The sequence below is a fragment of the Microbacterium sp. genome (genome assembly GCF_047607225.1).
GTDB lineage: Bacteria > Actinomycetota > Actinomycetes > Actinomycetales > Microbacteriaceae > Microbacterium.
Map to the genome: position 1 here is coordinate 1 of NZ_JASGDO010000074.1, position 14,306 is coordinate 14,306.

The following is a 14,306-nucleotide window of genomic DNA, read 5'->3' on the forward strand; positions in this document are numbered from 1 at the left end:
CGCTGGCGGCGATCATGAGGATCGCCGCCAGCGCCACCGTGGTCCGGCGGGCGGCGCCGGACCACGGCGAGATCGGGTTCACCCGGCGAGCGCCGACAACGGGGCGGGGAACTCCTCCGGGTACACCGCCGGCAAAACGGTGTCGAGGATGGCCTGCTGCCCCCGCGTGCCTCCCGTCCGTCCCCACCAACTCGCATCGGCGAGGTGCACGTTTCCGGTCGAGACGGCCGTGAGCGCGGTCCAGAGCCGTTCCTTCGCGAGCTGGTCGACGAGCGGCTCGGCGGACGGGTCGAATCCGAAGTCCAGAATCCAGATGTGGGCGGGGTCGCCGTCGAGGATCGTGTCGAGACCGATCTCGAGGAAGCCGCTCTCGGACTCGCTCGCCTTGGGCCAGGGGTAGGACGTGTACCGGCCGAGGAGCTCGCCGATCGTGGAGTCTCCGGCGTCGATGCCGATGTCGGCCGTCGCGCCGCCGTACATCGAGAGGACCGAGGTGGCGCGCGTACCCGGCCGGTAGTCGGCCAGCGTCTTCTCGTAGCGCTCGATCGCAGCCTCGGCGGCGTCCTCGCGCCCGGTGAGCACCGCGATGCGGCGCAGGTTCTCGGGGGCCTCGTCTACCGACGTGAGGGCGTTGCCGTAGAAGGCGACGTCGCCCAGGGAGGCGGCGATCGCCCCGTGCACGGACTCGGAGCCGATCACGAGGTCGGGCTCGGCGGCCAGGATGCCTTCCAGGTCGGGCTCGAAGAAGCTTCCGCCGAGAGCGGTCACCTCCACGTCCGGTCCGAAGAAGAGGGGATGGTGCACCTGCTCCATCTGCGTGCTGGCGACGGGGACGAGGTCGAGCTCTGCGAGTGCGTCGATGCAGGTGCCGTCGAGGCAGACGACACGCTCTGCGGGTGCGTCGAGCGAGATGCTGCGGCCGGTGAGATCGCTCGCCGTCACGGGCCCGGCGGCGGTGAGCGGGTTCCCGGGGTCGGTCGGAGGCGTCGGAGCGGAGCTACAGGCGGCCAGGGCGAGAAGTGCGGCGGTGGCGATGCCGAGACCGGCGAGTCGGCGGGTGGGAGTCATGAGTCGCTTTCGGGTGTGTCAGGATGTGTGCTTAAACGATAATCGTTCTCAATAAGCTGAGACCAACCGAGGGAGCCCCATGTTCGTGTCCCGGTCGCTTCTGGCCTTCGCTCGACCCGTCGCCGGATGGATCGTCGCGACCACGCTCGTGGGACTGGCCGCCTCGGCCGCATCCGTCGCCGTCGCCGTCGCCGTGTCGGCGCTGGTCGGGCTGCTGCTGACAGAAGGCGGCGCTCCCGACGTCTCTCGCGCCGCGCTCGTGATGGTCGGCGCCGTGGTCGCTCGCGCGGCCCTGCTGTGGGTGCGCGACCTCGTCGCCGCCGCCACGGGGGTGGCGGCCAAGCGCCGCCTTCGAGAGCGTCTCGTCAGGCAGCTCTTCCACGTCGGTCCCGGGGCGCGCTGGAGTCGGGGCGAGGATGCCGTGGCGACGACCGTCGTAGACGGCACGGAGCATCTGCAGGCATACCTCGGCCTCTACCTTCCGCAGCTGGTGGTCGCGTTCCTCGTACCAGCCCTCCTCGTCGGGGTGATCGGCGTGCAGGCGCCCGCGGTCGCCGTGGTGATTGCGGCGTGTCTGATCACGATCCCCCTGTCGCAGCGGTTGTGGGCACGGATCCTCGGTGAGCGCGCTTACCGGCATTGGGACGCCTACGAGGCCTACGCGGCACGGGTCGCTGACAGTCTGCGCGGCATCGTGACGCTCGCCTCGCTCGGTGCCGCCGGCCGACGGGCACAGATCCTCGCCCGCGACGCCGACAGCCTGCGCGCGGCGACCAACGCCAGCCTGCGTGCGTCACTCGGGATCGCGGTCGTCACCGCCGCTGCCATGAGCGTCGGCACGGCGGGGGCGAGCCTGCTGGCTGCTGCACAGACCGCGGACGGGATGATCTCGCCGGCGACCGCCCTGATGATCCTCTTCCTGGCCGCCGAGTGCTTCCGCCCGCTTCAGGAGCTGCAGTCGTACTGGCACGAGGGGTTCCACGCCGTCGCGGCCTCGGCCGGGATCCGCCGGATCCTGGAACAGAGCCCCCGCGTGCGCGAGGCGGAGCGACCCGATGGTGCGCCGTTGCCCGCCGCGCCGGCCATCGTGATGCGCGGCGTCGGGTATCGCCATCCGGGCGCGGACCGCGACGCGCTCGCCGACATCGACCTGGAGATCCCTGGCGGCGCGACCGTCGCGATCGTCGGGCGTTCCGGGGCCGGGAAGACGACGCTGGCCTCGCTGCTCCTCCGAGACGCGGACCCCGATCGCGGACGCGTCTTCGTGGGCGGGCGCGATCTGCGCTCTCTTCCGCTTGCCCTCGTCAGGAGCTGCGTCGTCCGCGTCGCGCAGGACGTCGTGCTCCTCGACGGTACCCTCCGGGAGAACATCCGGGCCGCCGCCCCGACCGCCAGCGACGACGCCTTCCTCGACGCGGTCCGGATCGCCCGCGTCGACGAGTTCGTCGACCGTCTCCCCGATGCATGGGACGCCCGTGTCGGCGAGGGAGGCTCCGCCCTGTCGGGAGGTCAGCGCCAGCGCGCCGCCCTGGCGCGGGCCCTGCTCGCCGATGCTCGCGTCCTCGTCCTCGACGAGGCGACGAGCGCGCTGGACGCGGAGAACGAGTCCCTCATCTCCGACGCGCTGCGCGCGGGAAGAGGGGCTCGGACGACGATCGTCATCGCGCATCGGTTGTCGACCGTCGCCGACGCCGATCTCGTCGTCGTGCTCGACGACGGGCGCATCGTCGAAGCCGGTCCGCCGGACCGACTGGCCCGCTCGGGCGGCTCCTGGGCGCGCATGCTCGACCTGCAGCGGGAGGGCGTCCGATGACCATCGATGTGCCCGCCCCTCCTCCCGGCACGGCTCTGGCGAGTCTGCGGAGTCTTCCGGTCCTCATGCGCGGATCGCGCATCGCGTACGCACTGTCGGTCGCGATGAACGTCCTCGCCGTCCTGTCGGCGGCGACGGCTGCGGCACTGTCGGCGTTCGCCGTCTCACTCGCGGTGCTCGGCCGCGCCGATGGCCGTGACCTCGCCGCCCTCGCGGTGGGTGTCGGGGTGGCCGTCGCGGCGCGCGGAGTCTGCAGCTGGCTGGAGGCATGGCTGAGTCACGACGTGGCCTTCCGTGCGATGGCACGCGTGCGTGCATGGGTGTTCCGGGCCATCGCACGCGTCGCGCCGGGCGGCATCGCGGGCCGCCGTGTCGGAGACCTCGCCACGGCCACGCTCGCCGACTCCGAGGCGCTCGAGGTCTTCGCCGCGCATTCCTCGCTCTACATCCTGTCGGCGTGGGTGACCACCCCCGTTCTCCTCGCCGCCGTGGCGACGATCTCGCCGGTCACCGCCGTCTCGCTCCTGCCGGTGCTCCTGCTGGTCGTATCGGCGACACTGCTGCTGCGTCGCCGGGCCCGCGCCGACGGTGCTCGGCTGCGCGCGGCTCGTGCCGAGCTCACCGCGGACATCGCGGAAGACGCGCGCGCCGTGCGTGAGATCGTCGGTTTCGGTCTGGAGAGCCAGCGGATGGCGCGCGCGGCGGAGCTCGATCGCGCCTTCACGGCCGCGCAGCTGCGCACGGTGCGGCGTGCGGGGGCGGAGAATGCGATCGCGGGGGCCTCCCCGATCCTCGCCATCGTCGTCGCGGCACTGCTGGGCTCCCAGGCGGTCGTCGTCGGGTCGCTGGATCGTAGCCTTCTCCCGGTGCTCATCACGGTCGCAGCTCTCACTCCCTCCGCGATCCTGCAGTGGGTGGGGGTCACCCGGCACTACGGGACGACGCGCGAGGCGGCCGCACGCATCGAAGCGTTGCTCGATGCTCCCGACCCCGTCGATCGCACGGGTGACGCACTCGTGGCGGGGAGCGGGGCACTGGCGGCCCGCGCCGAGGTCGTGCAGTGGCGTTGGCCTGCCGCCCCGCGTGACGCGGTGTGTGGGGTGACGGTCACGATCGACGCGGGCGAGCGGGTGGCGGTCGTCGGCCGCTCGGGCGCCGGCAAGTCGACCTTCGCTCAACTGCTCGCCCGGTTCATGGACCCGGCGAGCGGTCGTATCGTCTTCGACGCGACGGACGCGCGGTCGCTCGGCGTCGACGGTCTCGCTGACGCGGTCTGTCTGGTTCCGCAGGACGTGCACCTCTTCGCCGAGACCGTGCGGGACAATCTGCGGCTGGCCACCGCTCGCCCCGTCACCGACGAGGAATGCTGGGCGGCGCTGGAGACGACTCTTGCGGCGGAGACGGTGCGGGGGCTTCCCGAGGGACTGGACAGCATGCTGGGTGCAGGCGGACGGTCGCTGTCGGGTGGCGAGCGTCAGCGCATCGCGCTGGCGCGCACTCTCCTCACCGGTTCGCGCGTCCTCGTTCTCGACGAGACCGTCAGCCAGCTCGACGTGGAGAGCGAGCGCGACGTGAGTGCGGCGATCTCGCGGGGGAGCGGCCGGACGGTGATCGTGATCGCGCATCGTCTGTCGACGATTCTCCGCGCCGACCGGATCCTCGTTCTCGACGAGGGGCGGCTGGTCGGCGATGGCACCCACGAGGCCCTGTTCTCCACCGTTCCGGCGTATCGCGATCTGGTCGCTCCGCAGCTGCGAGCGCTCCGGTGACGGTCGTCTCCGCGGACGGCGGCGTCGCGACCGACGCTGCCCTGCGCCGCCGGCCGATCCTGTGGATCCTCGTCCTCGCGGGGCTGACCATCGCCGTGTCGGTGGTCGCCGTCGCGGTGGGAGCCGTCGCCGTCCCCGTAGAGAGTGTCGTGGAGGTGATCGCACACCGTCTGGCGGGCACGTCGTCGGAGATGCCCACCGAAGACGCCGTCGTCTGGCTGATCCGCCTTCCCCGCGTCATCGTCGGCGTCTGCGTGGGCATCGCCCTCAGCATCGCCGGCGTCGCCATCCAGGCGATCGTTCGCAACCCGCTGGCCGACCCCTACCTCATCGGGGTGTCCCCCGGCGCCACCACGGGCGCGGCGGCCAGCATCCTTTTCGGCATCGGAGGCGCGTGGGGCGGTTTCGCCCTCACCGGGAGTGCCTTCGTGGGGGCGGTGGTCGCCATCGCCCTCGTGTTCGCCCTGGCCCGGGTGGGAGGCCGCTTGGTCAGCGCACGGGTCGTGTTCGCGGGAATCGCCGTCGGTTTCGCGCTCACGGCGGTCACGAACCTCCTCGTCTTCCTCTCCGATTCGCGCGACGGCGTCCGAGCCGTCATGTTCTGGATGCTGGGGTCGCTCGCCCGCGCCGACTGGTCGCAGGTTCCGCTGCTCACCAGTGTCACCGCGCTGTGTGCAGTCGCCCTGTGGTCGTGCGCGCGCGGTCTCGACACGATCGCAATCGGAGACGACACCGCGCGCTCGCTCGGCACCGACCCCACGCGGTTCCGGGGAATCGTGCTGGTCATCGCTGCGGTGGCCGTTGCCGCCGCGGTGGCCGTATCGGGGATGATCGGCTTCATCGGCCTCGTCGTGCCTCACCTGGCCCGCCGCCTCGTCGGTGCCCGACACGTCGTCGTGCTCCCTACCGCCGCGCTCCTCGGCGCTGTCGTCACGGTCGCCGCCGACGCCGTCGCCCGAACCGTCGCCGCTCCGCGCGAGGTACCTCTCGGCATCCTCACCGCCCTGCTGGGCACGCCGCTGCTGATCCTCCTCGTCCGGCGCTCGCTCGCCCGCTGACCCCTGACCGAACAGCGCTCCACCCACACCCGAAAGGACCCTCATGTCATTCATCCCCCTGCGTCGAGCGGCGGCGGCCGCCGCCGGCGCCCTCTTGCTCTCGGGCTGCGCCGCCACGTCTGTCGCGCCGTCGCCCGCTCCCTCCGCCGGGGCCGCGGACGAGTCGGTGAGCGTCGCCACTTGCGACGGCGACGCGACCTTCGATGCGGCGCCGACGAGTGTCGTGACGATCGGCACCACGGCGGTCCGCAACCTCGACAGCGCCGGCGCGGGAGCGGCCATCGTCGCCCGATCGGGCGAGTTCGGGGCCTCTCTCGGCACGCCGGAGGTGGACGCCCGCTACGCCGACGTGCCGATCCTCGACCCCTCCGACCCCACGCTGGAAGCGCTGACGGGCACCGATGCCGACCTCATCGTGGGCTACGGCCTCTACAACACCACCGATGCCGCCCTCGCCGATGTCGGGATGTCGCTGCTGCAGAACCTCGGGGACTGCGGTCACTCTGCCGAGGGCGACGAAGCCGGGGGAGATGACCTGGACGTCGTGTTCGACGACATCCTCCGGCTCGGGAAGGTCTTCCGCACGGAAGCCACTGCGCAGGCCGCGGTGTCGGCACTCACCTCGCGCCTCGAGGAGCTGGCCGAGCGCGCCCCGGCTGGTCGGGAGAGTGCCGTGATCCTCTACCACTTCGGGGGAAGCCTCGGCAGCCACGGCAAGGGGAACGTCTCCAACGCCATCCTCGACCGGGCCGGGTTCGACAACGTCTTCGCCGAGGAGCCCGGCATGTACATCGACCCGACGGTCGAAGCCGTCATCGGCGCCGACCCCGACTGGGTGATCCTCTCCTACGGGGCGGAGGGGGAGACGTATACCGAGGCCAGCAGCCGGCTCCTCGCCGAACCGGGCATCGCTCAGCTTCGTGCGGTGAAGGACGGGCATGTGCTGGGCATCCCGACGGAGCTTTTCGCCCCGACTGCCGATGCCGTCGACGGCGTCGCGGCGCTCATCGACGCCCGCATCGATGAGGCGGAGCACTGATCCGGTTCGAAGGGGTCACCGTGCGCGTCGGCACGGTGACCCCCCTTCGGGATGTCACGTTCGAGGTGCCCGATGGGCAGACGGTGGGGCTGATCGGGCCCAACGGGAGCGGGAAGACGACCGCGCTGCGTACCGCGCTCGGCGGTCTGTCCGCGTCGACGGGGCGTGTGCTCATCGACGGCCACGACACAGCTCGCATCAGCGCCCGTGACCGGGCGCGACGGGTGGCGGCCGTGCTGCAGGAGGAGCCAGCCGTCCTGCCGCTCACGGTCGCCGAGGAGGTCGCCCTGGGCCGCCACGTGCACCGTGTGGGATGGCCGTCACGGCACGCCGCGGACGACCGTGCCATCCAGGCGGCCCTCGACCGCACCGGGACCGCGTCGTTGTCCCAGCGGCGGATCACCGACCTGTCTGGCGGCGAACGCCAGCGCGTGCTCATCGCGCGCGCCCTCGCGCAGGACTCCGCGCACGTGTTGTTGGACGAACCCACCAATCACCTCGATGTCCGCTTTCAGCACGAATTGCTCGCGCTGGTGGCTTCGCTCCGCGCGACGATCCTCGTCGTCCTGCACGACCTCAACCTCGCCGCTCGCTACTGCGATCGGCTCGTGCTGCTGGATCAGGGACGGGTCGTGGCCCAAGGCGCGGTCGGCGACGTCCTCGACCCGACGGTGATCCGTCGCGTCTACGGGATCCACGCCACCCGTGTCGAGGGGGAGGTGCCTCAGCTGGTCTTCGCCCCCGTGCACGCTGCCGTTGACAGCGCCGCGGCTGGAAGGATGGAGGGGTGCCCGCCCCCGACATCCGCCTGATCGCCGTCGACATGGACGGCACGCTCCTGCGTCCCGACGGGACGATCCCCGATCGTCTGTGGTCGATCCTCGGAAGGCTCCGCGAACGGGGCATCGCCTTCGCCCCCGCCAGCGGACGCCAGCTCGCCACCCTGCAGGCGATGTTCGCCGGCACCGAGGGCGAGCTGGACTACATCGCCGAGAACGGCGCGCACGTCGTGCGCGGAGAGCAGGAAGTGAGCATCGACGCGCTCGACCCGGCGTTCGTCGCCCGGACGATCGGTCGGCTGCGCGCGCTCGACGCCGCGGGCACCCGCCTCGGGATCGTCGTGTGCGGGCAGCGATCCGCCTACGTCGACGACCGCGACCCGGTCTTTCTCGCCGAGACGCGAAAGTACTATCGCGCGCTCGAGGTCGTCGACGACATCGCCGCCGTTGCGGACCGCGTTCTCAAACTCGCCGTCTACGACTTCGTCGACGGCGAGGCCCACACCGCGCGGGCGCTCGCCGACCTGCGCCCCGATCACCAGGTCGTCGTGTCCGGCGCCCACTGGGTCGACGTCATGAACACGGGGGTGGACAAGGGCGTGGCGCTGCGCGGGCTCCAGCGTGCGCTCGGGGTGACACCCGCCCAGACGGTCGCCTTCGGCGACTACCTCAACGATCTCGAACTGGTGCGAGCCGCCGACCACTCGTACGCGATGGCCGACGCGCATCCCGACGTGGCCGCCGTCGCGCGCTTTCGTGCTCCGTCGAACGCGGAGGACGGTGTGATCACCGTGATCGAGGGGCTGCTGGCCGCACCCGCGATGCCCTGATCCTGTTCCTCAACTCACGGGGCGTCCGCCGAGACGGGTGGGGAGCACGCCGCTCAGGAGCACCACCACCACTCCCATGATCGGCATGATCACGAGAGCTCCGCGCAACCCGATGCCGTCGGAGACGAGTCCCACGAGCGGTGGTGACAGCAGGAACCCGAGCCGCATCAACCAGGACACGACCGCAAGGCCCGTGCCGTGGCGAAGACCCGGCAGCGCATCGGCGCCGGCCATCGCGGCGGGGACGAGGGTGGCAACGCCGAGCCCGGCGGCGGCGAACCCCGCGATCGTGCCGGGAACGCTCGGGAACAGGAGCGCCGCGCCCATGCCGAGGGCGAGCACGAGACCCCCGATGACGGCCACCGCCCGTTGTCCGAACCGGTCCACGAGCGGATCGCCGATGAGGCGGCCGATGAACTGCGCGCCGACGAGCGCGATGAGGCCCGCGGCCGCCAGTGCCGGGGCCGCGTCCAGATCGCCGCGGAGATAGAGCGCCGCCCAGGAGAACCCCACATCCTCGACGGTGGTGCCCGCCGTCGCGATCAGTACGAGAGCCACGAGCACCATCCAGGTCCGGGCGCGGGGGCCGCGTCGCGCGGGCGTGGCGTCGGGATCGAGCGGTGCCACCGCGACGTTCTCGGGGTCGGGACCGGGCAGGGTGAACCGGAGCGCGACGAGGGCGAGCGTCACGAAGATCGCTCCGGAGACGGCGAGGTGGATCCCCAGGGGCACGTGCAGAGCGATCGCGGCGGCGGCCATCGCGCCGCCCGTCACCGCCCCGATCGACCACACGGCGTGGAAGGAGTTGAGGATCGAGCGCCCCATCTCCCGCTGTACCCGCAGGCCGTGTGCGTTCTGGGCCACGTCGGTGATCGCGTCGGCGGCGCCCGCGAGGAACAGGGCGACGACGAAGAGCACGAGGGTCGGGGAGAGCCCCGCCGCCAGCACTCCCGCGGCGGTCACGACCGTTCCGAGCACCGCGGCGCGGGCAGACCCGGACCAACGGATGATCCACCCCGCGGCCAAGCCCGACGCGATCGCTCCGGCGGGGAAGGCGATCACTGTGAACCCGTACGCGGCGTTGTCCAGGCCCAGGGTCTCCTTGATCTCTGGGTATCGAGGAAGGATGTTCGCGAACAGGGCGCCGTTGGTGAAGAACAGCGCCGCGACGGCGGCGCGGGCGCGATGTGCGGCGGACGAGGCACGGGGCGGGGTGCGGAGGGACACCGTTGCCACGCTAGGAGTCGAAGTGATCACGCGCAACGATCGACATCGTGCGAAGTGATCACTCACCCCCCGTGTCACCGGTGCCCCTCTCGTCAGTCTCCCTTCACGTTGACGAGCTGCCGGAGCGTGTGCCGCACCTCGACCAGATCGGCCGCGTCGGCCATCACCCGGTCGATCGGCTTGTAGGCCTGCGGGATCTCGTCGATGAACGCGTCGGTGTCACGGAACTCGATCCCCGTCATCGCCTCCCGCAGCTGGTCGTGCGTGAAGGTGCGCCGCGCCGCTGAGCGTGAGTACTCCCGCCCCGCGCCGTGCGGCGAGGAGTTCAGCGACAGCGGGTTGCCGAGGCCCGACACGACGTAGGACGCCGTCCCCATCGACCCCGGAATCAGCCCCGGGCGTCCGCTGTCGGCCTGGATCGCGCCCTTCCGCGACACCCACACACGCTTCCCGAAGTGCATCTCGCTCTCGGTGAAGTTGTGGTGGCAGTTGATCCGCTCGAGCTCCTCGACGTCGGCACCCATGGTCTCGGACAGCTGTCGCGAGACCCGGTCCATCATCTCCTCACGGTTGAGGAGCGCGAAGTGCTGTGCCCAGCGGAGCTCGCGGATGTAGCGGCGGAACTCCTCGGTGCCTTCGACGAGGTAGGCCAGGTCGGGGTCGGGGAGATCGATCCACCACCTCTTCGCGAGCTGCTGAGCGACCCCGATGTGGTGGGTGGCGATCTTGTTGCCGACGCCCCGTGAGCCGGAGTGGAGGAACATCCACACGGCATCGGTCTCGTCGACCGACACCTCGATGAAGTGGTTCCCCGATCCGAGCGACCCGAGCTGGTGGCGCCAGTGCCCGGCGTAGACCGACGGGTCGAACTCGTTCTTCTGCGCGAGCTCCTCCAGCTCGGCGATGCGCGGCTCGGCGGTCGCGACGATCTTCCGGTTGTCGCGGCCCGCCGACAGCGGGATGGCGCGCTCGATCTGCTCCCGCAGTGCCGTCAGATCGCGGCCGAGCAGCTGCGCCTTCGTGAACTGCGTGCGGACGGCGATCATGCCGCAGCCGATGTCGACACCGACGGCGGCCGGCATGATGGCGCCGAGGGTCGGAATGACCGACCCGACGGTCGCTCCCTTGCCGAGGTGCGCATCGGGCATGAGCGCCAGGTGCGGGTAGATGAACGGCATGCCTGACGAGGTGCGGGCCTGCTCGACGGTCTTCTCGTCGAGAATGCTCGCCCACGACAGCAGCCTGTTCGAGAGCTTCTCCATGGTTCCTTTCCTTTGTGGAGGTGTCCGGGGAGCTCACGTGCGGAGAGGAACGCACGAAAAAACGCCCCGGACCTGTGCGGTGCGGGGCGTCGTGACGGTAACGGTGTCAGACGGCGCGCGCCGGAGGGTACGACTCGTCGCGGAACTGGGGGCATCCCAGATTCCGCTGCGGGAGCGCGCGCAGGTGCGTGTGCATGTCGATCCTCCGTGATCCGTGCCGGCGGCACAGCCTTGCCACGATAGCGATGAGGTCGGCGGGCGGTCAAGCGTCGCCTTCGGGGCACCGGCCGGCGGGGAGGGGGCGTACCGTGGACGGATGCTGACGATTCCCACGGTGACGCTCAACGACGGCACGGACTTTCCCGAGCTCGGCCTCGGCACGTACAACCTCCGCGGCGAAGAGGGAGTGGAAGCGATGGTCGCCGCCATCTCGAACGGCTACCGCCTCCTCGACTCGGCCGTCAACTACGAGAACGAGACCGAGGTCGGCGAGGCCGTCCGCCGCTCCGGCATCCGCGACGAGCTCCTCGTCACGACCAAGGTGCCCGGCCGCGACCACGGCTTCGACGAGACGGTGCGCAGCGCCCGGGGCTCGCTGGAGCGGCTCGGGCTCTCCCGCATCGACCTGTACCTCATCCACTGGCCCAATCCGAGCCAGGACAAGTACGTCGAGACGTATCGGGCGATGCTGGCCCTTCGTGACGAGGGAGAGGTGGGCTCGGTCGGCGTCTCGAACTTCACCGAGGCGATGCTCACGCGCCTCATCGACGAGACGGGGGTGGCGCCGGCGGTCAACCAGGTGGAGCTGCACCCCTATTTCCCCCAGCAGCACCTGCGCGCCTTCCATGCCGCTCATGGCATCCGCACCGAGAGCTGGAGTCCGCTGGCGCGTCGGAGCGAGCTGCTGACCGAACGCGTGATCGTCGACATCGCCGAAGCGCACGGGGTGACCCCGACCCAGGTGGTGCTGCGGTGGCACACGCTCCTGAGCAGCACGCCGATCCCCAAGTCGGCCGACGCCGCCCGTCAGATCGAGAACGCCGACGTCTTCGGCTTCCTCCTCTCCAACGAAGAGATCGCCGCCATCAGCGGACTCGAGCGCGGAAGGCTCTGGGACGGCGACCCCGACACGCACGAGGAGATGTGAGGGCGGAAGCGGTGACGCCCGCCGCGCGGTACCGCGTGGCGGGGGTGAGCGTCAAGCCCCGCGACGACGCAGCGCCCGCCCGGTAGCGTCCCCGGTGACGCGGCCGAATGCGCCGCGCGCCATGACGGAGGAGGCCGAAGCGCGATGTCCGACGCTGCACACCACGACCACGACCACGACCACGACCACGACCACGACGACACCGAGGCCAGCGACCCCACGCCCAAGCCGGGCGGACTGGGTCAAGACGGCACGATCCCGCCCGACCCGGACGGGGTGGCTGCCGGGCACACCGACGAACCGTCGAACTTCAACCCCGAAGAGGACGAGGACGCCCCGGCCTGACCCGGGTACTGGGACGACGGTCAGAGCTGCGCGCCGTCGTCCCAGGGGTCGTCGAGGCCGGGCGTGCGACCTCGCCAGGATTCGTACGCCATCAGCCAGCCGATCGAGATGACGACGGCGAGCGTGATCCCGAGCCAGACGCTCTGCAGGATGAGTCCCACCAGCACGCCGAGCCCCAGGAGCACGACCGTGCCCACGAGCCAGCCGATGCGTCCGCGCGGCCAACCGCGCCCTCGTGTCTCGTGGTCCTGCCTCATCCCCTCAGCCTAATCAGGCCGTTCTTCCCGCAGCGGCGTTCTCAGCGCGACCGATGATCCTCGGGATGGAGTCGGGCACCGCGTCGCGGCTCGTGCACCCCGCTCAGCCCCAGGAGGCGGATGACGCGCTGGCGGTGCCCCGCCCAGGGGGCGAGGAGCTCCACCATCTCGTCGTCGTCGACTCGATGACCGGTGAGGGCGAACCCGACCTCATGCGCCAGATGGTAGTCACCGACGCTCACCGCATCGGGATCTCCGAACGCGCGGATACGCGCCTCGGCGCTCGTCCACGCCCCTACCCCGGGGAGGCTCGTGAGGAGGCGGTCGATGGCGTCGGCATCGCCCGTCATCGCGGTCACTGCCCGTTCGAGCGAGGAGCGACGGCGTGCCGCGGCCGTCACCGTCCGCGACTGCGGCGGTTCGACTCCCGCGCGATGCCAACTCCAGCTCGGGATGCGCTGCCAATCCGCGGGCGGCGCGAACATGGCTCGGGGGGTCGGGCCCGGAGCGCGCTCGCCGAAGCGGGTGAGGATCCATCGCCATGCGCCGAAGGCCTGTAGCCCCGTCACCTTCTGCTCGAACACGGCGCTGGCCAGGGCGTCGAAGACGAGGTCGGTGCGGCCGAGGCGAAGCGCCGGAAACCGGTGATGGGCGGCCGCCACCAGCGGATGAGCGGACGGATCGAACCCGTCGGGGTCATCCCGCCCGCCGCACAGGCCGGGAAGCTGATCGAGCACCCACCCTGCACCCGGACCCCACGCGGCAGCTTGCACCCTCTGGCGTTGCACCCGCATCGCGAGCGTCGCGACACCCTGCGGAGTGCGCGACACGCGCCAGATCACACCCGCGGCGGATATCTGTGCCGGATCGTGTGCGCCCCGCTGCTGGAACGCGACGGCCCGGGTCACATCGATCGGCTCGGCCGGCCGGTACTCGGTCTCCTGCGGAGAGGAATCGCGCGCCGCGGAGGCCTCCGAGAGCGCCGGCATCACCATGCCGTCACTCTAAGCGACCCCCACCGACACGGTGCCGCTGGGGTCTCTTCTCAGAAGCGGTCGGGCGAGGGGGTGCCGTGTCCGTAGCGGATCGCGACATCGGCATGACGGTCGAAGCGGTAGCCGATACCGCGGACGGTCCGCACGATGTCCTCGTAGCGGCCGAGCTTGGAGCGCAGGCGGCGCACGTGGACGTCGATCGTGCGCTCACCCGGCGCATCGCCCGCCTCGGTGTGGCTCCACAGCGAACCGACCAGCTCGGTGCGCTCGATCGTGCGTCCTTCGCGCAGCACCAGGTACTGGAGCAGTTCGAACTCCTTGAAGGTGAGCGCCGCGGGGGCACCGTCGATGTGGACGCGGCGCCGTGAGATGTCGATCGTCACACCGCCGCCGGCGACGTCGTCCTCGGCCGGCTCGTCGTCCTTGGTGCGGGCGACGGCGCTGGGCTCGTGGAGGGCGAGGCGGACCACGTCGACGTCGCGTCCTCCGGCCCCGACGGGGGCCAGGGCGACGGTCGCATAGGTCTCGGCGTGGGGGGCGAGCTCGCCGAGCGTGCGCCGGAGCGCCTCGACGAGCGTCGAGAGGCTGACCCCGTCGGCGGCGGCCTTGGCCTCGTCGATGCCGACGTAGAGAGCGAATCCGCGCGGTGCGGTGGTGGTCTGGGGGCGCGGCGCGGGTGCGGCGTCCGGACGCGGCGCCGGGGTGGGAGCGGCGGCC

14 protein-coding genes are annotated in these 14,306 nt (G+C 71.2%); 8 read left to right on the forward strand and 6 right to left on the reverse strand.

The features are described from left to right. Positions 1-78: 78 nt before the first annotated feature. On the reverse strand, positions 79-1,068 hold the full coding sequence (locus QM591_RS15460) for an ABC transporter substrate-binding protein (RefSeq protein ID WP_415133660.1): 990 nt from the start codon (positions 1,066-1,068) through the stop codon (positions 79-81). Positions 1,069-1,147: 79 nt separating this feature from the next. Between QM591_RS15460 and QM591_RS15465 the strand changes: the two genes are divergently transcribed. From QM591_RS15465 to QM591_RS15490, 6 genes are read left to right on the forward strand one after another with little or no spacing between them, the layout of a single operon-like run. After that, entirely contained in the window at positions 1,148-2,881 is a 1,734-nt protein-coding gene (locus QM591_RS15465) for an ABC transporter ATP-binding protein/permease (RefSeq protein ID WP_415133662.1), read from the forward strand. After that, positions 2,878-4,650, forward strand: coding sequence for an ABC transporter ATP-binding protein (locus QM591_RS15470; protein ID WP_415133664.1), 1,773 nt, complete (start codon positions 2,878-2,880; stop codon positions 4,648-4,650). Before QM591_RS15465 ends, QM591_RS15470 begins: the two co-directional genes overlap by 4 nt. Continuing rightward, complete coding sequence (locus QM591_RS15475) at positions 4,647-5,708, forward strand: FecCD family ABC transporter permease (RefSeq protein WP_415133668.1); 1,062 nt, start codon at positions 4,647-4,649, stop codon at positions 5,706-5,708. The genes QM591_RS15470 and QM591_RS15475 overlap by 4 nt, the downstream gene beginning before the upstream one ends. Positions 5,709-5,751: 43 nt before the next feature. Continuing rightward, entirely contained in the window at positions 5,752-6,747 is a 996-nt protein-coding gene (locus QM591_RS15480; protein WP_415133670.1) for an ABC transporter substrate-binding protein, read from the forward strand. A 20-nt stretch (positions 6,748-6,767) separates the two neighbouring features. Next, the gene (locus QM591_RS15485) at positions 6,768-7,559 is read left to right on the forward strand and encodes an ABC transporter ATP-binding protein (protein ID WP_415133672.1); all 792 of its coding nucleotides are present in this window, start codon (positions 6,768-6,770) and stop codon (positions 7,557-7,559) included. Beyond that, positions 7,535-8,356 (forward strand): Cof-type HAD-IIB family hydrolase, encoded by an 822-nt coding sequence (locus tag QM591_RS15490; protein ID WP_415133674.1) that lies wholly within the window; start codon positions 7,535-7,537, stop codon positions 8,354-8,356. Before QM591_RS15485 ends, QM591_RS15490 begins: the two co-directional genes overlap by 25 nt. 9 nt (positions 8,357-8,365) lie before the next feature. On the opposite strand, the gene QM591_RS15495 is transcribed toward QM591_RS15490, so the two are convergent. Together QM591_RS15495 and QM591_RS15500 are read right to left on the reverse strand one after the other, a co-directional pair. Further along, positions 8,366-9,583, reverse strand: coding sequence for an MFS transporter (locus QM591_RS15495; protein WP_415133676.1), 1,218 nt, complete (start codon positions 9,581-9,583; stop codon positions 8,366-8,368). Positions 9,584-9,675: 92 nt separating this feature from the next. Beyond that, positions 9,676-10,845: an RtcB family protein gene (locus tag QM591_RS15500; RefSeq protein ID WP_415133678.1), complete on the reverse strand. Its 1,170-nt coding sequence runs from the start codon at positions 10,843-10,845 to the stop codon at positions 9,676-9,678. Between the two features lie 316 nt (positions 10,846-11,161). Here QM591_RS15500 and QM591_RS15505 point away from each other — a divergent pair, with 316 nt between their 5' ends. Then, the gene (locus QM591_RS15505; protein ID WP_415133680.1) at positions 11,162-11,992 is read left to right on the forward strand and encodes an aldo/keto reductase; all 831 of its coding nucleotides are present in this window, start codon (positions 11,162-11,164) and stop codon (positions 11,990-11,992) included. 144 nt (positions 11,993-12,136) lie between these two features. Further along, positions 12,137-12,337, forward strand: a complete 201-nt coding sequence (locus QM591_RS15510; protein ID WP_415133682.1) for a hypothetical protein — start codon at positions 12,137-12,139, stop codon at positions 12,335-12,337. A 20-nt stretch (positions 12,338-12,357) separates the two neighbouring features. On the opposite strand, the gene QM591_RS15515 is transcribed toward QM591_RS15510, so the two are convergent. From QM591_RS15515 to QM591_RS15525, 3 genes are all read right to left on the reverse strand, one after another. Beyond that, positions 12,358-12,594, reverse strand: a complete 237-nt coding sequence (locus QM591_RS15515; RefSeq protein WP_415133684.1) for a hypothetical protein — start codon at positions 12,592-12,594, stop codon at positions 12,358-12,360. A gap of 41 nt (positions 12,595-12,635) precedes the next feature. Next, a complete protein-coding gene (locus tag QM591_RS15520) occupies positions 12,636-13,589 on the reverse strand; it encodes a DNA-3-methyladenine glycosylase family protein (RefSeq protein WP_415133686.1) in 954 nt (317 codons plus the stop codon). A gap of 50 nt (positions 13,590-13,639) precedes the next feature. Next, the coding region (locus QM591_RS15525; protein ID WP_415133688.1) for a winged helix-turn-helix domain-containing protein at positions 13,640-14,306 on the reverse strand (667 nt) is incomplete at its 5' end.